Origin of the sequence: Eubacterium album (genome assembly GCF_025336545.1) — a bacterium.
GTDB lineage: Bacteria > Bacillota > Clostridia > Lachnospirales > Lachnospiraceae > Eubacterium_U > Eubacterium_U album.
The window spans coordinates 285,894-304,306 of record NZ_JAODBU010000006.1 but is presented as its reverse complement, the minus strand read 5'-3'; the positions used below and the strand labels follow the sequence as shown (position 1 = coordinate 304,306).

The following is an 18,413-nucleotide window of genomic DNA, read 5'->3' as shown; positions in this document are numbered from 1 at the left end:
AATAAGATGCAATGTATGTAAAATCTTCTCTTATATTCTGGTTTTATGCACTAGACTAAAAGACCTACAAGCTATAACCTAATGCACTATCCTTGCATGTTTATAGCCGTGTACGTCCGTAATACATGTACATATAATGTCTTGAATATAAGTTCTGATTCATGTGTATGTTCTCCTTGTTTTTGTTGAATAATATACCAGTCTTGGCAATTCATGTCAACAATCTATTTGCCATTCAGAATAATATCTATCATTTCTTGCTTTCCATTAGTATATGCCACCCTATCATCTGCATACTTACTTTCCAGTTCTTCCTTCACCCTATCATACTGCAAAGCTATATTCTCATTAGCATTTAGACAATCTCTAAAATGAATATAATTCTTCCACTCAGTTCCATTCCACTTCACAACATGAATATGGTGTGTCCTAATATCCTTTTCCATATCACCCATTACATAAAGAATCTGATATTCCACATCCGAGCCACGATAAAAGATTCCTTCCTTCTGTAACTGCTCATTATGTAACATTATTCTCTCAAAATCGGTTACCCCAACGACAATATCAATAACCGGTTTTGCTTTGATTGCCGGTATTGCTGTACTCCCAATATGCTGTATATCAATAGCATCATCACCTAATATAGATTTAAGTTTTCTGATTGTTTGAATGGCAGCCTCATCCCACTGTTTATCATGTGGTTCAAGCTGCACTGTTCCTCTTTTTAATCCTAATGGCATAATAACATTTTCCTCTTTTCATTCTGCAATAAACCTGTTTATATCTTTGTGTTATCAGGTTGATGTCTTCTAATATATGAAATGCAATTATCAAGGTGGTTTTTATCAACAATAGGTTCAAATGACTTACCACCCCACAAACCTTTTGGTATTTGTTCTACAAGAACAGGAAATTCTTTTCTCAATATTCTTGACGAAACCCCAAATAAAAGTTGTCCTACTTTAGAAGGATCTACTTGCGTTTTTACTAAAACATGAATATGATTATATGCAACTGTACTTTCAACTAACTCTATCTCTTCTTTTTTATTAAAAATGTCTGCTATAATGCAACTTAATCTATCACGAATCTCATTGTCATAAAAAAGAGGTTTTCTGTATTTTGTAGCACCTACAAATTGATAATAATTTTCATATGCATCATTCTCGGATAACTGTTTCATTTTTATCTCCCTTCCAATCAATTACTCCACCCACAAATAGAGCCAAACTAGAGCCATTTGATAAAACAAATGCCGGAAGCCCGCATAAATACAGGCTTTCGGCATTCTAATCCGTTATTCAAACTCCAGACAGACAGTACGGAGTATAAAGCAAAATCGTTGATTTTAAGCCATTTTTAGGCAATATAAGTAACTATAAAACCATATAAAAATATTAAAAAATGCAATTTTAATGCAATGAGGTGCAATTAAAATTATCTGATTTGTACCTAATCCCAAATCTCAATATCGACTATTTAGTTAAAGGCGTTCAATAAATGAGCGTCTTTTTTCATACCCAAAATCGAAAGGAGAAAGAGAAAATATGAATAAGCTAGTAAAGCGATTACTGACAGGAACGCTTGCTTTTGCAACCATTCTCACGGCATTACCAATGACGGCGGTTCACGCTTCCGGCAATCAATACTGGACAGAATCAGCAGAACGTGTCGGCTACATTGAACACGTTATGAATGATGGTTCTATCAAATCCACATTTAATGAGGGACACATGAAAGTTGAGGGCGAAACTGCTTACTGCGTGGACATCAATACCAGTTTCAAGAATGGCTATAAAACACGCTCTGACGCAAGCTCCCGTATGAGTAGCGATCAGATTGCGGACGTTGCTCTTTCATTAGAGTACGTCAAGCAATATACCGCTACTCATACCGGACTGAATAACAACCAGAAGTATTTGCTGGAACAGTGTGTTATCTGGCAGAGATTGAGTGAACAGCTCGGCTGGCAGTGTGACAACGTCAGAGCTTCTTATAATGAAATCTCACAGACAATACAAAATGAAGTGTACACTGGTGCGAAAGCATTTGTGAAAGAAAACAAAGGACGCTATGAATGTGGTGGTTACATCTACACTGGCGAAGGACAGGACATCGGACAGTTCTGGACGAAGTTAAATGTGGGAAATGCAAAAGTCAAAAAGACTTCTTCCAATCCAACGGTCACAGATGGTAACGCCAGCTATTCCTTTGAGGGTGCGACATTTGGTGTCTATTCTGATAAGGGCTGTAACAGCCAGCTTGCCACACTTACTGCCGATGGAAACGGTGATACCAAAGAAGTTGAGGTAAAAGCCGGAACAGTTTACATCAAGGAGCTTTCTGCTCCAAAGGGTTACAAGCTGGATTCTACTGTCCATCCCTTAAATGTGGAAGTTGAGAAAACAGCGACTTTGACTGTTGCGGACACTCCAAAGGTCACAGAAACTTTGATTGATTTATTTAAAATCGACATGGAAACAGGAAAATCCACTCCACAGGGAACTGCTTCTTTAGAGGGTGCAGAGTTCACATGGAGCTATTATGACGATTACTACAATGCAGACAATCTCCCTGCAAAGGCTACCCGTACATGGACAACCAAAACCGTTGCCAAAAAAGACAGTGACGGAACTATCCATTATGTATCCAGACTTGCCGACAGCTACAAAGTATCTGGCGACAGCTTCTATACACAGGACGGTAAAAATGTACTGCCACTTGGTACCCTCACTGTCACAGAAACAAAAGCACCAAACGGCTACTTATTAGAGGGTGCATATATGCAGGCTGACGGAAGTTCCGAACAGATTAAGGGAACATACCTTACACAGATTTCCGAAGATGGCGAACTTGCCGTACTTTCTGGAAGCAACCAGTATTCCGTATCCGACAAAGTTATCCGTGGCGGTGTAAAAATCCAGAAGCGTGACCTTGAAACAAAGGATACCAAAGCACAGGGCGGTGCTACCTTACAGTACACAGAATTTAATATCATTTCCTTAAATGACAGTCCTGTACTGGTTAAGGGAAAATTATACAGCAAGAATGAAACGGTAAAGAAGATTCAGACAGGCATTGACGGAATTGCTTCTACTTCTGCTGATTTACTCCCTTACGGAAAATACAGATTAGAAGAAAGCAAAGCACCAGAGGGCTACTTAACAGATGGTGCAAAGACAATCGACTTTTCTATCACGGAAGATGGAAAAATCGTGGACTTGACCGACAAATCCCACTCTGTCTACAACCAGATTAAACGTGGCGATATTGAGGGTGTAAAAATCGGTGCAGGTACACATAAACGCCTTGCAGGTGTTCCATTCAGAATTACAAGCAAGACAACAGGAGAATCCCATATTGTAGTTACTGACAAAAACGGTCAGTTCTCCACTGCTTCAAGCTGGGCTTCCCACAAAGTCAATACCAATGCTGGAAAATCCAGTGAGGACGGTGTATGGTTTGGGACATCTGAACCAGACGACAGCAAAGGTGCATTACTCTATGATACCTATGTGATTGAGGAATTAAAATGTGATTCCAATACCGGATTTAAGCTGATTCCAGCTTTTGAGGTGGTCGTATCCAGAAATAAAGTGACCGTAGATTTAGGGACACTTACTGATGAATACGAAAAAGAAATCACAATCCATACCACAGCTACCGACAAGAAAACAGGCGAAAAAATGATTGTTGCTGGAAAAGACATCAAGATCGTGGACAAAGTCACACTTGATGGCTTGGAAACAGGCAGAAAATATAAACTTTCTGGCTGGCAGATGTTAAAGGAAGAAAACGCCGAACTTCTGATTGACGGGAAATGTGTAGACAGTGATTACACATTCACTGCTGACAGTGAAAAAATGACGGTTGAGATTACTTACAGTTTTGACGGTTCTTCTCTTGGCGGTCAGAACCTTGTTACCTTTGAGGAATTGTACGATATGAGCAATCCGAAAGAGCCTGTCAAGGTTGCCGAACATAAAGACATCAACGATGATGGACAGACCGTTTTTATCACGGAACGTATCATCAAAATCCATACGACCGCTACGGACAAGAACGGCAAGAAAGAAATCGAAGCCGGAAAAGATGTAACGATTGTGGATAAAGTCACATTAGATGGTCTGGAAGTTGGAACAAAATACAAACTTTCCGGCTGGCAGATGTTAAAAGAGGAAAATGCAGAACTTCTGATTGATGGAAAGAAAGTATCCAATGATTATGAGTTTACAGCCGACAATGAAAAAATGACGGTTGAGATTGCCTTTACCTTTGATGGTTCTTCTCTTGGTGGCAAGAGCCTTGTCACATTTGAGGAATTATACGATATGAGCAATCCAGACGAAGCAAAGAAAGTGACAGAACATAAGGACATCACAGACGATGGACAGACTGTGACAATCAAGGAAGTGCCGGAAGTCCCAGACACACCAAAGGATAGCGACACGCCGGATACACCATCTACGGTTACTAAGACAAGTGACAGCCCAAAAACAGGCGACAATACCAATATCTATGCTTATCTTGCCATGCTCGGTCTTTCCTGCGTAGAGCTTGGCAGTATGCTTTACTTCAAACGCCGTAAAAAGAAATCATAAGGCGGTAATGTAGCGGTTGGTAGAGCGTTCAAGGTCGCCACCCTTTTTGCAACTTCACGCTCCCGTGAAGCTCTGATTTACGGGAACGTGAAGTCCACTAGGGGCGTGGGGAGTGTATCTCCCCACAAAGTACAGCAGGAAAGAAACTAAAACAGAAAGAAAAGAGGTCAATCATTTATGGAATTAAGATTTGTCGTACCAAACATGGAAAAGACATTCGGGAACTTGGAGTTTGCCGGAGAAAATACTACGGAACAGCAGAGAATCAACGGGCGTATGGCTGTCATTACCAGAAGCTACAACCTGTATTCTGATGTGCAGAGAGCTGATGATGTAGTTGTGACACTTCCTGCCAAAGCTGGCGAAAAACATTTCTCGCCGGAGCAGAAAGTAAAACTTATCAACCCACGAATCACTACCGATGGCTATAAAATCGGGGAACGTGGTTTTGTCAATTACATCTTACTTGCAGACGATATGTTACCAGCAGAAAGTAAATAAGGGGGTATTCAGATTATGAGATTAGCAAATGGAATCGTCATTGATAAAGAAAAGACTTTCGGAGTGTTGAAGTTCTCCGCATTACGCCGTGAGGTTCATGTACAGAATGAAGATGGAACAGTCAGTGAAGAAATCAAGGAACGCACTTACGATTTGAAGTGCAACACACAGGGACGCATGATACAGGTATCTGTTCCGGCGACTATTCCGTTAAAGGACTATGACTACAACGCCGAAGTGGAACTTATCAACCCTGTTGCAGATACGGTAGCTAATGCGAATTACCGTGGTGCAGATGTGGACTGGTATGTAAAGGCAGACGATATTGTTCCGAAGAACAAAGGTACTCGCGCCGGAAATCCACAGAACAATGCTCCACAGCAACCAGCGAAGAAATAAATCCATAGCTTAGATTTTCATTGTACTGGTCAAATGCAATTGTTATAATGTATTAAATCATCAAATCATTTTTTAGGAGTCATAAATATGGATTATAAAGATTATATAAAAGCGGAATATTGTGACGCATATGTACAAGAGAGAGATAATTTAGCTGATAGGCTGATTGAAGCAAAGTATAATTTGCTGTTCTTAAACATGGTATATGAACGAGATGTAGCTTATCGTAATAGTAATGATAGTACAGAAAGATTTGAGATTAGGATTATCTTAAGGCGAATATATATAACCGTGGCTTGGGAATTAGTTCTTCAAATTAAAGCGTTTACTGACGATAAAGAAAAAGATTGTTTGACCGTTGATAAATTTAAAAATAATATTTTTAGATATATTAAAGACGAAAAAAAGCAAGAGTATTATGATTCTTTAGGTGCAATAAAAAAGGAAATTGACCGAAGTACCTGTGATAAATTGGTTGCTCGTATATCTGAGTATCGAAATAAAATTGTTGGACACAATATGCTGGATTCTCCTAAATTGACATTTGATATTCGTGATGCGGATTTTGTTATTTCACAGTATGAAAAAATATTTAAAGTACTTAATTTTCAAAATGAAAGTTATGTAAAACGGGTGGCTGATTTAGATGATGAAATGGCAAGTTTTATTACAGCATACTTGGACGTTGTATTACCGTTAAACTAAATAATACTTATATTTGCAAAGCAGTTAGTCTACACGATTGACTGCTTTTCTTATGCCCGAAGAAAGGAGCTTATATGAAAACATGGAAATCTAAAGGTAACAGGATTCGTGCCAGTGACAAGTCACTGGTCTATCATTTCTGTATCGGCTGGTTGTTGCTCCTGTTCGTTGCGGTATTCCTGCTACTGAACCTGCGACAGCTCCTTGTTACCGACTGGAAAGATTTTAACCTGCTCCATGCCGGAATTACTTGGACTGCCTACAATTCCATTACGGTTCTGATAGCGACTGGTATTTGTGTATTGGTCACTTTTCTCTACTACCGTTACGGATATGACCGTATCAAGCGGTTGCTACACAGACAAAAGTTGGCTCGTATGGTGCTGGAAAATAAATGGTATGAAGCGGAGAACACCAAAGACAGCGGTTTTTTCACTGACCTGCAAAGCAGATCAAGAGAAAAAATCGTGTGGTTTCCCAAAATCTACTATCAGATGGACAATGGCTTGCTCCATATCCTGTGTGAAATCACAATGGGAAAATATCAAGAACAGCTCCTGTCCTTAGAGGATAAACTGGAATCGGGGCTGTACTGTGAGCTGACCGACAAGACACTGCATGACGGATATATCGAATACACCCTGCTCTATGATATGATAGCGAATCGTATTTCGATTGATGAAGTGATTGCCGAAAACGGCGGTCTGCGGTTAATGAAAAATCTGGTGTGGGAATATGATTCACTTCCCCATGCCCTTATCTGCGGTGGTACAGGTGGTGGAAAGACCTATTTTCTGCTGACCATCATTGAAGCCCTGCTTAAAACCAATGCGGATTTATACATTCTTGACCCGAAGAACGCTGACCTTGCAGACTTGGGAACAGTCATGAGAAACGTCTATCACACGAAAGACGATATGATTGACTGCGTCAATGCCTTTTATGAGGGCATGGTCACACGCTCGGAAGAAATGAAACTGCACCCGAACTACCGCACAGGAGAAAACTACGCCTATCTGGGGCTTGCTCCACAGTTCCTTATCTTTGATGAATATGTGGCGTTTTTGGAAATGCTGACGACAAAGGAAAGCACTGCCCTGTTAAGCCAGCTAAAGAAAATCGTTATGCTCGGCAGACAGGCTGGATACTTTCTGATTGTGGCTTGCCAGCGTCCAGACGCAAAATATTTCGGAGATGGTATCAGAGATAATTTCAACTTCCGTGTGGGACTTGGTCGCATGAGTGAACTCGGTTACGGTATGCTCTTTGGAAGTGATGTAAAAAAACAGTTTTTCCAGAAGCGAATCAAAGGGCGTGGATACTGTGATGTGGGAACAAGCGTCATATCGGAATTTTACACTCCCCTTGTACCCAAAAGCTATGATTTCTTGGGTACGATTGGGGAACTTGTAGAAAGGAGAACAGAAAAAAAGGCTCTGGAACAATCCGAAGCCTTACTTTAATTTCAAGATGTCATTAGGTGTGCAGTCCAGATATTCACATAACTTTGCTAAGATGGAGAAGTCGATTCTGGTTACTTTATTTTTGCAATAGTTGTTGAGCTGTGTCCTCTGTAAATTACAGGCTTCACAGACTTTGTTTTTACTGACATTCTTTTCTTTGAGAAGATTTTCTAAATCCATGTATACTGTCATTTTTGTTTACCTCGTCTTTTAATCAAATTATAAATATAGCTGTATTGAAAAATAAGCTGTTTTGTTCTACACTTGTACTGTAATACAGGTGTATGGAGGAAATTAAAATGATAAGAAAACGGACAATAATTATAGCAATCACTATACTTCTGCTCTTGGCAGGAAGCCTGTCTTACTTGCAATGGGGTCGGCAGATGGACGTATCTTCTTCGTCCGGCTCTGGCTCGGATAACCATTATGAGCTACGGGTGTCAGTCATACTCAACACTCTGATTGTGACCGATCAACAGAAATGTGCGGAACAAATATTTGAAAAATGCAGGGACAATTCTTTTCACAGTGTCCGTTTCAGTTATGATATTCAGATTCCCCACGCACTTTCTGTTACGGTCTACAAGAACCAGAAAGACGCTGAATCCGGCAACTCGGCATTTAGCTTTTCCTATCAGCAGGAGAACCAGATAGACGGTTCATACAATATTGTGGACAATCCAGAAAAATTTACTCTGGAAATGGAATGATTGCACACATAAGGCAGGACGGACAGGTGGCGTGCGGAGCGAAAGCCACAGGTACGGACTAGCCTTGCTGGTGTGGCGGTAGCCACGCCAGCAATATCAAGCCCCTCGGTATCTAACAGAGGGGCACAAATCACAAGGAAACATACACAAAAGTTACCGATTCTTAGCTGAAATCAAGCATTTGGTAGCTTTTTTTACTGCTGTGACATCGGATATAAAATGTCACAGTTTTTTCGTAAAGGGGGTATCGCACTGAATGATACAGAGTGGATACAGGATTTTGCAGACAGACGTTTGCAGTACGGTGTATCCCAGACGAAACTTGCGGTCATGGCTGGAATCAGCCGTGAACATTTAAGCCGTATCGAATCCGGAAAGGTGGCGGTCACAGAAGAAATGAAAGTAAAACTTTTGGAAGCTCTGGAAAAATTCAATCCAGAAGCACCGCTTACCATGCTGTTTGATTATGTGAGGATACGGTTTCCGACACTGGATATTGGACACATCATTAAGGACATCTTACAGCTCAATATCCAGTACATGATACATGAGGACTTCGGGCATTACAGCTACACGGAACACTACTACATCGGAGATATTTTCGTATATACTTCTCCCGATGAAGAAAAAGGTGTCCTGCTGGAACTGAAAGGAAAAGGCTGTCGCCAGTTTGAAAGTTATCTGCTGGCACAGGAACGGAGCTGGTATGATTTCCTTATGGACGCTCTGGTGGACGGTGGTGTGATGAAACGCCTTGACCTTGCCATCAATGACCATACAGGAATGTTGGATATTCCAGAACTGACCGAAAAATGCCGGAATGAGGAATGTGTATCGGTGTTCCGTTCCTTTAAGTCCTATGCTTCCGGCGAACTGGTCAAGCATGAGGAACAGGACAAGGCTGGTATGGGCTATACACTTTACATCGGCTCATTGAAAAGTGAGGTGTACTTCTGTGTCTATGAAAAAAGCTATGAGCAGTACATCAAACTTGGGATTCCCATTGAGGAAGCACCGATAAAAAACAGATTTGAAATACGGTTAAAAAATGAACGTGCTTATTATGCTGTCCGTGACCTGCTGACTTACTATGACGCTGAACGGACGGCATTTTCTATTATCAACCGTTATGTACGCTTTGTGGATAAGGAAGCAGACAAGAAACGGAACGACTGGAAATTATCTGTCCGCTGGGCGTGGTTCATCGGGGAAAACAGAGAGCCGTTAAAGCTCACGACCAAACCCGAACCCTACACACTGGACAGAACCCTACGCTGGATTCAACGGCAGGTTGACCCGACACTCAAAATGCTGGAAACAATCACAGCGAAAACAGGGATTGATTATCTGAAAGAAATCCGTAAATCCACGAAACTGACGGAAAAGCACTACAAGATAATCGAACAACAGACCACATCAACCGAAGATGTAATTTTAGAAAAGGAGAATTGAAAAATGCAACGATTATTATTTGACTTCCTGTTCTTCTCTTTAGGTGGAACAGTTGGCGTGATTGCCATGTGTATTTTACAGGCTGGCAGACAGTCTGACCGAAAAATGATGGAACTGAAAGGAGAAAAGAAAGCATGAATTTTGGACAGAACCTTTATAACTGGTTTTTAAGCAACGCACAGAGCCTTGTGCTGATGGCGATTGTTGTTATCGGAATCTACTTGGGATTCAAGCGTGAGTTTTCCAAACTTATCGGATTCTTGGTAGTTGCCTTAGTCGCCGTTGGTCTTGTATTCAATGCGTCCGGCGTAAAAGACGTATTGTTACAGTTATTTAATAAGATTATTGGAGCGTAAAATTAAGGATCCCACATTTTGAACACAAACTTGTGGTAATATACTAATTTGTGGTAATATACTAATATCATTAAAATGTTTAAAGGAGATTCTTATTATGGTTAGATACAGTATTGAAATCGGACAGCAAGAACAAGATATTTTAAAAGAAATCGTTTTAGCCAGTGATAAAAATGTAAAGAAACGTAAATTTGCAACAGGGTTATCGTCTGTGATGGCTGTCATAATGTTAATATATACGATTCTTTGTTTTATGAATAGTCGTATTGGATATGGTATTATTGGATTATTATTTTCGGTTTTCTTTATCTGGATTATCATAAACGGAGCTAACACATTTCAGAAAAAAGTAATAAATATTGTTCATTCAAAGATGGATAATAAATTGACTTCGGGAAAACGTGAATATTGTTTTGATACCGATGGTATTACAGTTAGTTCTGATATCGGTAACGGGACTAATCATTGGAACGCCTTTAAATGTTGGGGGATTTTCAGAAATTACATATATATCAGAACAATAAAAAATGAAATGGTTCTTGTTAATCAAAATGATTTGTCTGAAAATGATGTAAAAGAGTTAAAATCCCTTTTGAGTCAGAATTTAAAAGAAGAAACGCTTTAATATTGTTTTAGAGTTAAGCAGTCTTTCAGTTATGATCGACTGCTTTTTTCATACTCAAAATTAGAAGAAAGGACTGAATTACGATGGAAGAATGTAGCGTATTGATTGAAACGACCAAATCAGCAGAGGATAAAACCTCTCGCTGGTTTGATTTACCCATTGATTATGAGCTGTTCCGTGACCTGCTCGGTGTGGAAGCTGACAGCAAAGATTATCAAATCACAGATATGAAACTTCCTTTTGCTGGCGACATTGTAAGGACAACTTCTGTCAGACGCTTAAATAAGCTGTACTTTGCTTACACGGATTTATCGCCAGAGGTTCAGCAGGCTTATAAAGAGTTGATTCCGTATTGTGGCGGTGTTGAGGATTTATTGCAGAAGTCGGAAGAATTTCTGTTTTATCCAGAATGCCACAACATCATGGACGTTGCCCGTTACCGCTTGGAGCATAACATTGAATTTTCTGCACTATCCGAAAAGGGAAAGAAATATTTTAATCTGGAAGCCTACGCCCATGAGTTGGAAGAAAAAGGACGTTATGCTCTCTGCAACAATGGTATGTTCAAACTTTGACAGGTGGTATTGCTTATGGCAGAAATGAAAGTATTTGTTATCAATCTTGATGAACAGGAAAAAGATACAGGCTGTGCATGGTTTACACTTCCCTGCAACATAGAAGCATTAAAACAATCCATTGGCTTACCGCCGGACAGTGACCGTTATCTTATCAGTGATTATGATTTCCCTTTTGAAATCCTGCAAGATACAGACCTTGACCTGTTAAACAATATCTGCCTTGCGATTTCGGAGAGTGAAATTCCACCCGAAGATATACCTGCAATTCAAAGAGAATGGTTTCCAAACCTGCAAGAGCTGGAAGCCGGACTTTGCAATGTTACATACCATCGGAACTGTTCGGATATGGAAGAACCATCAGAACGGTTCTTGTGTGTGCATGGCAGATTTTATGAATACAAAGAGTGAAAGGAAGTGACCGCTTATGATTGATGATATGCAAGTCTATATAGCCAATCTTGGCAAGTACAATGAGGAAGAACTGGTCGGGGACTGGTTCTCTTTTCCGTTGGACGAAGAAGTGATTGCAGAACGTATCGGCTTAAATGCAGAGTACGAAGAATACGCAATCCATGATACGGACAACTTCCCGATGGAGATTAGCGAATACATTTCCATCGAAGAACTGAACCGTATCTATGAGCAGTTGGAAGAATTACCGGATTACCTGCTGGACGACTTGGACAGTTTCGTATCCTATTATGGAAGTCTGGAAGAACTGGTGGAGCATAAAGATGACATCATTCTGTATTCCGGCTGTGAAACGATGACCGATTTAGCCTACTATCTGATTGATGAAGAACAGGTACTCGGAGAAATCCCGTCCTCTTTACAGAACTATATCGACTATGAAGCCTACGGGCGTGACCTCGATATAGAGGGGACATTTATTGCGACAAACGCTGGTATCTGTGAAGTACTGCGTTAAGGGCTGGCAGATCAGCACCAACTACTGGTGCTACTGTCAGCTTTTCTCTTGGGGACAGTCTGTTAAATCCGGCTGTCCCTGTTGTTATGAAAATGAAGAAAGGAGTTACTACAAGTGAAGAAAATCCGAAGTTATACAAGTATCTGGAACGTGGAAAAGGTACTGTATGCCATCAATGATGTAAACTTGCCATTCCCCGTGACCTTTACTCAGATTACATGGTTCGTGCTGACGGAATTTATCATCATTTTGTTTGCAGATGTACCGCCACTTTCCATGATTGAGGGTGCGTTTTTGAAATATTTCGGGATTCCCGTTGCCCTCACATGGTTTATGTCACAGAAAACCTTTGACGGGAAAAAGCCATACAGTTACATCAAGACGATGGTTCTGTATGCCCTGCGTCCCAAAGTGACTTATGCCGGAAAAGCCGTGAACCTGCATAAGCAGAAATTTGAGGAAACTATCACGGCAGTAAGGAGTGTGACCTATGTTCCCGATTAAATATATCGACAATAACCTTGTCTGGAATAAGGACAATGAGGTGTTCGCCTACTATGAGCTGATACCGTACAATTATTCATTCTTATCCCCAGAACAGAAATACCTTGTGCATGACAGCTTCCGTCAGCTTATCGCACAGTCCCGTGAGGGAAAGATTCATGCGTTGCAGATTGCAACTGAAAGTTCAATCCGAAGCATACAGGAACAGTCTAAAAAGCTGGTAATGGGAAAATTAAAGGAAATCGCCTATCAGAAAATAGACGACCAGACCGAAGCCCTTGTATCCATGATAGGCGACAATCAAGTAGATTACCGTTTCTTTCTGGGATTCAAGCTCATGGTCACAGAGGACGAAGTCAATCTGAAGAACATCAAAAAATCGGTATTTCTGACATTCCGTGAGTTTTTGAATGAGGTAAGACACACGCTGATGAATGACTTTGTTTCCATGAGCAATGATGAAATCAACCGTTATGTGAAGATGGAGAAGTTATTGGAAAATAAAATCTCCCGTAGGTTCAAAATCCGCCGACTGGAAGCCAAAGACTTTGCGTATCTGATGGAACACCTCTACGGCAGGGACGGGATAGCCTATGAAGATTATGTATATCCTCTGCCAAAAAGAAAATTAAAAAGGGAAACACTGATTAAGTATTATGACCTTATCCGTCCTACTCGTTGTGTGGTAGAAGAAAGCCAGCGATATTTGCGTCTGGAACATGAGGACAGTGAAAGCTATGTATCCTACTTTACGGTCAATGCCATTGTCGGAGAATTGGACTTCCCATCATCGGAAATCTTCTACTTCCAGCAACAGCAGTTCACATTCCCTGTGGATACGTCCATGAATGTTGAGATTGTCGGAAATAAGAAAGCCTTAACCACTGTCCGTAACAAGAAAAAGGAATTAAAGGACTTGGACAATCACGCCTATCAAGCCGGAAATGAAACAAGTTCAAATGTGGTGGAAGCCTTAGACAGTGTCGATGAACTGGAAACAGATTTAGACCAGAGCAAGGAAAGTATGTACAAGCTAAGTTACGTCATACGGGTGTCTGCACCCAATCTTGACGAGCTGAAACGCCGTTGTGATGAGGTTAAGGATTTTTACGATGATTTGAATGTAAAGCTGGTTCGTCCTGCCGGAGATATGCTGGGACTGCATGGAGAATTTCTTCCAGCCAGCAAGCGTTATATCAATGATTATATCCAGTATGTGAAATCCGATTTTTTAGCCGGACTTGGTTTCGGTGCTACCCAGATGTTGGGAGAAAATACAGGAATCTATATCGGATATTCCGTGGATACGGGAAGAAATGTCTACCTACAACCGTCCCTTGCCAGTCAAGGGGTAAAAGGTACGGTCACAAATGCGTTGGCTTCTGCTTTTGTCGGTTCGCTTGGTGGTGGAAAATCATTCTGTAATAACCTGCTGGTGTATTATTCCGTCCTGTTCGGTGGACAGGCAGTTATCCTAGACCCGAAAAGTGAGCGTGGAAACTGGAAAGCAACACTGCCGGAGATTGCAGAAGAAATCAACATTGTAAACATTACCAGTGATTCCAGCAATCAAGGACTGTTAGACCCGTATGTGATTATGAAAGATGTCAAGGACGCTGAAAGTCTTGCCATTGATATTCTGACGTTCCTTACAGGTATCAGCAGTCGTGATGGCGAAAAGTTTCCTGTCCTTAGAAAAGCTGTCCGTACGGTATCCCAGAATCAGAACCACGGACTGTTGCAGGTCATTGAGGAACTGCGGAAAGAGGATACCGCCGTATCCCGTAACATTGCAGACCATATCGAAAGTTTTACTGACTATGATTTTGCACAGCTCCTGTTCTCGGACGGTTCGGTGGAAAATGCAATCAGTCTGGATAACCAGCTCAACATCATACAGGTTGCAGATTTGGTTCTGCCGGATAAGGATACCACCTTTGAGGAATACACGACCATTGAGCTATTGTCGGTATCCATCTTAATTGTTATCAGTACCTTTGCCCTTGATTTCATTCACAGTGACCGAAGCATTTTTAAAATTGTGGACTTGGACGAAGCATGGGCGTTCTTAAATGTGGCACAGGGAGAAACACTCTCAAATAAGCTGGTGCGTGCTGGTAGAGCCATGAACGCCGGAGTTTATTTCGTGACACAATCCTCTGGGGACGTATCGAAAGAAAGTCTGAAAAATAACATCGGTTTAAAGTTTGCGTTCCGCTCCACAGATACCAATGAAATCAAGCAGACCTTAGAGTTTTTCGGTCTGGACAGTGAGGACGAAAACAACCAGAAACGGTTGAGGGATTTGGAGAACGGACAATGCTTAATGCAGGATTTATACGGACGTGTCGGTGTGGTACAGATACACCCTGTCTTTGTAGAACTGCTCCATGCTTTTGATACCAGACCGCCGATAAAAAGTGAGGTGGATTTGGAATGATGAAATCTGTCACAAAAGAAAAGGTATTCCATGTACTGAAACTGGTTCTGCTTTCCGTGACCGTCACACTGGTACTGCTGTCCCTGCTTGGGACGGTAGCTCATGCGTCTGGACTGGTCGATGATACGGTCAATGCAGACAACCTGTATTCAAAGTATCCGCTTTCCAACTATCAGCTTGATTTCTATGTGGACAATAGCTGGTCATGGCTTCCGTGGAACTGGCTGGACGGCATTGGGAAATCAGTGCAGTACGGACTTTACTGTATCACAAATTTTGTCTGGACAATCAGCCTGTATCTTAGCAATGCCACTGGGTATGTGGTGCAACAGGCGTATAAGCTGGACTTCATCAATGATATGGCAGACAGTATCGGGAAAAGTATCCAGACACTTGCCGGAGTGACCGAACATGGATTTTCCAGCAGTGGATTCTATGTGGGATTCCTGCTCATTATCATTCTGATTGTAGGTGTTTACACCGCCTATACAGGGCTTCTCAAACGTGAAACAAGCAAGGCACTTCACGCCGTTATCAACTTTGTGGTGGTGTTTATTGTATCTGCGTCCTTTATTGCTTATGCTCCCAATTATATCCAGAAAATCAATGATTTCAGTTCGGACATCAGCACCGCTTCTCTGGACTTGGGGACAAAAATCATGCTCCCCGATTCACAAAGCAAAGGCAAGGACAGCGTAGACCTTATCCGTGACAGCCTGTTTGCGATACAGATAGAAAAACCGTGGCTGTTATTGCAGTTCGGGAACAGTGATACCGAAGAAATCGGGGCTGACCGTGTGGAAGCTCTGGTATCTGCCAGCCCATCAGACGAAGATGGGGAAACAAGGGAAAATGTTGTCAAAACAGAGATTGAGGATAACAACAATGACAACCTTACCATTCCACAGGTCGTCAACCGTCTTGGCATGGTGTTCTTCCTGCTCATTTTCAATTTCGGTATCACAATCTTTATCTTCCTGCTTACCGGCATAATGTTATTTTCCCAGATACTTTTTATCATATATGCCATGTTTTTGCCCGTCAGCTTTTTACTGTCCATGATACCGACTTATGAGAACATGGCGAAACAGGCAGTTGTCCGTGTGTTCAATGCCATTATGACAAGAGCCGGAATCACACTGATTGTGACCGTGGCATTTTCGATTTCCAGTATGTTCTACAACATCTCCACGGACTACCCGTTCTTCATGGTGGCATTTTTGCAGATAATCTGTTTTGCCGGAATCTACATGAAGCTCGGAGAACTAATGAGTATGTTCAGTCTGAATGCCAATGACAGCCAGCAGATAGGTCGCCGGATTTTCCGTAGACCGATGGTGTTCATGCGACACAGGGCAAGACGTATGGAACACAGGATTGCAAGGGCTGTCGGTGCTGGAAGTGTTGCAGGTGCGGTGGCTGGTGCAAGTGTTGCCAGAGCCGGAAAGCCAGCAACGAACCAACCGCCAAAGAAACGGGAAAATACCTCTGCCAGCATGGGAAGCCGTGTCGGTTCTGCGGTAGGTGCTGTGATGGATACGAAAAATAAAGTCCGTGACAGTGCTTCCTCTCTGAAAGAAAATGTGAAAGACTTGCCGACACAGGCTGGTTATGCTGTCCACTCTGCAAAACAGAAAGCAAAGGATAATGTATCAGACTTTAAGCGTGGCGTTGTGGAAGAACGGGAAAACCGACAGGAACAGCGTACACAGAAACGCAATCTGCACAGGGAAAATATCTCACAGAAAAAACAGGAATTGCAGAAAGCACAGGAAGCAAAACAGACAGTTCATGCGAATGGATCAGCGACAGCCGGAGCTACCAGAAGCCATGAACGCCCTGTTGCCACACCTGTTCCAAAACCTGCACAGACCGATACGGTCAAAACGCCGGATATGAAACATCCTGCTACTTCTCCTGTGATAAAAAATGCAGAAGTTAAGGCTGGAAAAGAAACTGTCCGAACCAATATCAGACAGGAACAGCAGGTCAAAGCTGTTGCCAGAGCGAATCAGCCAAACGTAGCGGAATCCAGCAGTAATCATAAGGAATCTACGGTACAGAAAACACAGGTCAATGGAAAATCTGCCCGTAAAACTGTTACGAAACATTCAGAGAAAGGACGGAAGAAATGAGATTAAAGCGTATCCTTATCATAGGTACGATATTTCCTGTCCTTTTCTCCATCGTCCTCTTTTTCGGGATACTGATTTCCGGCGAAGATGACGACAGTTCCAACAGTTATTCAACTGTCTACTCTGGCATGAACCTGTCAGCCGATGTCCTCAAACATCAGCCGATGGTAGAAAAATACGCCAGAGAAAGCGGTATCACGGAGTATGTGAACGTCCTGCTTGCCATCATACAGGTAGAAAGTGGCGGTACGGCTACCGATGTCATGCAGTCCAGCGAAAGTCTGGGACTACCGCCAAACTCACTAAGTACAGAAGAATCCATTAAGCAGGGGTGTAAATATTTTGCGTCCCTGCTTTCTTCCTGTAAAGCAAAAGGCATGAATGACATTAACGTGGTCATTCAGTCTTATAACTATGGTGGTGGCTATGCAGACTATGTGGCGAAGAACGGGAAAAAGCACAGCTTCAATCTTGCAGAGAATTTCGCAAAGAATAAATCCGGCGGTACAAAAGTGACCTATACGAACCCGATAGCGGTCAGTAAAAATGGTGGCTGGCGTTACAACTACGGAAATATGTTCTATGTGGAGCTGGTCAACCAATATCTGACCGTGAAGCAGTTCAGTAATGAAACGGTACAGGCGGTTATGAATGAAGCGTTGAAGTATCAAGGCTGGAAATATGTCTATGGTGGCAGTAACCCGAACACCTCTTTTGACTGTTCTGGTCTTACCCAGTGGTGCTACGGAAAAGCAGGAATCAGCCTGCCACGAACCGCACAGGCACAGTATGACGCAACCCAGCATATCCCATTGTCACAGGCACAGGCTGGCGATTTGGTCTTTTTCCATTCCACCTACAACACCAGTGACTATGTTACCCATGTAGGAATCTATGTGGGTAACAATCAGATGTATCATGCCGGAAATCCAATCGGCTATACCGATTTGACTTCTGCCTACTGGCAACAGCACATCATTTGTGCCGGAAGAATCAAACAATAGAAAGGA

At 41.9% G+C, this 18,413-nt stretch carries 20 protein-coding genes; 17 read left to right on the top strand and 3 right to left on the bottom strand.

What is annotated here, in order from left to right:
* Positions 1 to 224: 224 nt before the first annotated feature.
* Both N5B56_RS07465 and N5B56_RS07460 read right to left on the bottom strand, forming a co-directional pair.
* Positions 225 to 743 (bottom strand): GrpB family protein, encoded by a 519-nt coding sequence (locus tag N5B56_RS07465; protein WP_260978657.1) that lies wholly within the window; start codon positions 741 to 743, stop codon positions 225 to 227.
* A 38-nt stretch (positions 744 to 781) separates the two neighbouring features.
* Positions 782 to 1,186: a transposase gene (locus N5B56_RS07460; RefSeq protein ID WP_260978656.1), complete on the bottom strand. Its 405-nt coding sequence runs from the start codon at positions 1,184 to 1,186 to the stop codon at positions 782 to 784.
* Between the two features lie 364 nt (positions 1,187 to 1,550).
* Here N5B56_RS07460 and N5B56_RS07455 point away from each other — a divergent pair, with 364 nt between their 5' ends.
* From N5B56_RS07455 to N5B56_RS07435, 5 genes are all read left to right on the top strand, one after another.
* Positions 1,551 to 4,604: a VaFE repeat-containing surface-anchored protein gene (locus N5B56_RS07455; protein WP_260978655.1), complete on the top strand. Its 3,054-nt coding sequence runs from the start codon at positions 1,551 to 1,553 to the stop codon at positions 4,602 to 4,604.
* A 177-nt stretch (positions 4,605 to 4,781) separates the two neighbouring features.
* Complete coding sequence (locus N5B56_RS07450; RefSeq protein WP_008704175.1) at positions 4,782 to 5,105, top strand: YdcP family protein; 324 nt, start codon at positions 4,782 to 4,784, stop codon at positions 5,103 to 5,105.
* 15 nt (positions 5,106 to 5,120) lie between these two features.
* Positions 5,121 to 5,504: a YdcP family protein gene (locus N5B56_RS07445; protein WP_260978654.1), complete on the top strand. Its 384-nt coding sequence runs from the start codon at positions 5,121 to 5,123 to the stop codon at positions 5,502 to 5,504.
* A gap of 87 nt (positions 5,505 to 5,591) precedes the next feature.
* Positions 5,592 to 6,209, top strand: coding sequence for a hypothetical protein (locus N5B56_RS07440; RefSeq protein ID WP_118278886.1), 618 nt, complete (start codon positions 5,592 to 5,594; stop codon positions 6,207 to 6,209).
* Positions 6,210 to 6,283: 74 nt separating this feature from the next.
* Positions 6,284 to 7,672 carry an FtsK/SpoIIIE domain-containing protein gene (locus N5B56_RS07435; RefSeq protein WP_260978653.1) on the top strand — a complete coding sequence of 463 codons (1,389 nt, stop codon included), beginning with the start codon at positions 6,284 to 6,286 and terminating at the stop codon, positions 7,670 to 7,672.
* Here N5B56_RS07435 and N5B56_RS07430 read toward each other — a convergent pair.
* Positions 7,664 to 7,864 carry a helix-turn-helix domain-containing protein gene (locus tag N5B56_RS07430; protein ID WP_117613155.1) on the bottom strand — a complete coding sequence of 67 codons (201 nt, stop codon included), beginning with the start codon at positions 7,862 to 7,864 and terminating at the stop codon, positions 7,664 to 7,666. The genes N5B56_RS07435 and N5B56_RS07430 overlap by 9 nt on opposite strands.
* 107 nt (positions 7,865 to 7,971) lie before the next feature.
* Here N5B56_RS07430 and N5B56_RS07425 point away from each other — a divergent pair, with 107 nt between their 5' ends.
* The 12 genes from N5B56_RS07425 to N5B56_RS07370 all read left to right on the top strand — a co-directional run bounded on the left by N5B56_RS07425 (position 7,972) and on the right by N5B56_RS07370 (position 18,407).
* The gene (locus N5B56_RS07425) at positions 7,972 to 8,385 is read left to right on the top strand and encodes a hypothetical protein (RefSeq protein WP_118640745.1); all 414 of its coding nucleotides are present in this window, start codon (positions 7,972 to 7,974) and stop codon (positions 8,383 to 8,385) included.
* A gap of 252 nt (positions 8,386 to 8,637) precedes the next feature.
* Complete coding sequence (mobT, locus tag N5B56_RS07420) at positions 8,638 to 9,837, top strand: MobT family relaxase (RefSeq protein ID WP_428979593.1); 1,200 nt, start codon at positions 8,638 to 8,640, stop codon at positions 9,835 to 9,837.
* Between the two features lie 3 nt (positions 9,838 to 9,840).
* Positions 9,841 to 9,975 (top strand): DUF3789 domain-containing protein, encoded by a 135-nt coding sequence (locus tag N5B56_RS07415; protein ID WP_005611092.1) that lies wholly within the window; start codon positions 9,841 to 9,843, stop codon positions 9,973 to 9,975.
* Positions 9,972 to 10,193 (top strand): hypothetical protein, encoded by a 222-nt coding sequence (locus N5B56_RS07410; RefSeq protein ID WP_004844214.1) that lies wholly within the window; start codon positions 9,972 to 9,974, stop codon positions 10,191 to 10,193. The genes N5B56_RS07415 and N5B56_RS07410 overlap by 4 nt, the downstream gene beginning before the upstream one ends.
* Positions 10,194 to 10,290: 97 nt before the next feature.
* The gene (locus tag N5B56_RS07405) at positions 10,291 to 10,818 is read left to right on the top strand and encodes a YcxB family protein (RefSeq protein ID WP_005334889.1); all 528 of its coding nucleotides are present in this window, start codon (positions 10,291 to 10,293) and stop codon (positions 10,816 to 10,818) included.
* Positions 10,819 to 10,901: 83 nt separating this feature from the next.
* Positions 10,902 to 11,393 carry an antirestriction protein ArdA gene (locus N5B56_RS07400; protein ID WP_055200583.1) on the top strand — a complete coding sequence of 164 codons (492 nt, stop codon included), beginning with the start codon at positions 10,902 to 10,904 and terminating at the stop codon, positions 11,391 to 11,393.
* 15 nt (positions 11,394 to 11,408) lie between these two features.
* Positions 11,409 to 11,804, top strand: coding sequence for a hypothetical protein (locus N5B56_RS07395; protein WP_118365087.1), 396 nt, complete (start codon positions 11,409 to 11,411; stop codon positions 11,802 to 11,804).
* Positions 11,805 to 11,820: 16 nt separating this feature from the next.
* Positions 11,821 to 12,324 (top strand): antirestriction protein ArdA, encoded by a 504-nt coding sequence (locus tag N5B56_RS07390; protein WP_260978652.1) that lies wholly within the window; start codon positions 11,821 to 11,823, stop codon positions 12,322 to 12,324.
* A gap of 114 nt (positions 12,325 to 12,438) precedes the next feature.
* Complete coding sequence (locus tag N5B56_RS07385; protein WP_005611098.1) at positions 12,439 to 12,828, top strand: conjugal transfer protein; 390 nt, start codon at positions 12,439 to 12,441, stop codon at positions 12,826 to 12,828.
* Positions 12,815 to 15,268 carry a conjugal transfer ATPase TcpF gene (gene tcpF / locus N5B56_RS07380; protein WP_260978651.1) on the top strand — a complete coding sequence of 818 codons (2,454 nt, stop codon included), beginning with the start codon at positions 12,815 to 12,817 and terminating at the stop codon, positions 15,266 to 15,268. The genes N5B56_RS07385 and tcpF overlap by 14 nt, the downstream gene beginning before the upstream one ends.
* Positions 15,265 to 17,403, top strand: a complete 2,139-nt coding sequence (locus N5B56_RS07375; RefSeq protein WP_260978650.1) for a CD3337/EF1877 family mobilome membrane protein — start codon at positions 15,265 to 15,267, stop codon at positions 17,401 to 17,403. The genes tcpF and N5B56_RS07375 overlap by 4 nt, the downstream gene beginning before the upstream one ends.
* On the top strand, positions 17,400 to 18,407 hold the full coding sequence (locus tag N5B56_RS07370; RefSeq protein WP_118093456.1) for a bifunctional lytic transglycosylase/C40 family peptidase: 1,008 nt from the start codon (positions 17,400 to 17,402) through the stop codon (positions 18,405 to 18,407). Before N5B56_RS07375 ends, N5B56_RS07370 begins: the two co-directional genes overlap by 4 nt.
* The last annotated feature ends 6 nt before the right edge of the window (positions 18,408 to 18,413 follow it).

Coding starts and splice junctions, on each gene's coding strand:
- N5B56_RS07465 (WP_260978657.1), bottom strand. CDS start 743: ATGCCATTAGGATTAAAAAGAGGAACAGTGCAGCTTGAACCACATGAT.
- N5B56_RS07460 (WP_260978656.1), bottom strand. CDS start 1,186: ATGAAACAGTTATCCGAGAATGATGCATATGAAAATTATTATCAATTT.
- N5B56_RS07455 (WP_260978655.1), top strand. CDS start 1,551: ATGAATAAGCTAGTAAAGCGATTACTGACAGGAACGCTTGCTTTTGCA.
- N5B56_RS07450 (WP_008704175.1), top strand. CDS start 4,782: ATGGAATTAAGATTTGTCGTACCAAACATGGAAAAGACATTCGGGAAC.
- N5B56_RS07445 (WP_260978654.1), top strand. CDS start 5,121: ATGAGATTAGCAAATGGAATCGTCATTGATAAAGAAAAGACTTTCGGA.
- N5B56_RS07440 (WP_118278886.1), top strand. CDS start 5,592: ATGGATTATAAAGATTATATAAAAGCGGAATATTGTGACGCATATGTA.
- N5B56_RS07435 (WP_260978653.1), top strand. CDS start 6,284: ATGAAAACATGGAAATCTAAAGGTAACAGGATTCGTGCCAGTGACAAG.
- N5B56_RS07430 (WP_117613155.1), bottom strand. CDS start 7,864: ATGACAGTATACATGGATTTAGAAAATCTTCTCAAAGAAAAGAATGTC.
- N5B56_RS07425 (WP_118640745.1), top strand. CDS start 7,972: ATGATAAGAAAACGGACAATAATTATAGCAATCACTATACTTCTGCTC.
- N5B56_RS07415 (WP_005611092.1), top strand. CDS start 9,841: ATGCAACGATTATTATTTGACTTCCTGTTCTTCTCTTTAGGTGGAACA.
- N5B56_RS07410 (WP_004844214.1), top strand. CDS start 9,972: ATGAATTTTGGACAGAACCTTTATAACTGGTTTTTAAGCAACGCACAG.
- N5B56_RS07405 (WP_005334889.1), top strand. CDS start 10,291: ATGGTTAGATACAGTATTGAAATCGGACAGCAAGAACAAGATATTTTA.
- N5B56_RS07400 (WP_055200583.1), top strand. CDS start 10,902: ATGGAAGAATGTAGCGTATTGATTGAAACGACCAAATCAGCAGAGGAT.
- N5B56_RS07395 (WP_118365087.1), top strand. CDS start 11,409: ATGGCAGAAATGAAAGTATTTGTTATCAATCTTGATGAACAGGAAAAA.
- N5B56_RS07390 (WP_260978652.1), top strand. CDS start 11,821: ATGATTGATGATATGCAAGTCTATATAGCCAATCTTGGCAAGTACAAT.
- tcpF (WP_260978651.1), top strand. CDS start 12,815: ATGTTCCCGATTAAATATATCGACAATAACCTTGTCTGGAATAAGGAC.
- N5B56_RS07375 (WP_260978650.1), top strand. CDS start 15,265: ATGATGAAATCTGTCACAAAAGAAAAGGTATTCCATGTACTGAAACTG.
- N5B56_RS07370 (WP_118093456.1), top strand. CDS start 17,400: ATGAGATTAAAGCGTATCCTTATCATAGGTACGATATTTCCTGTCCTT.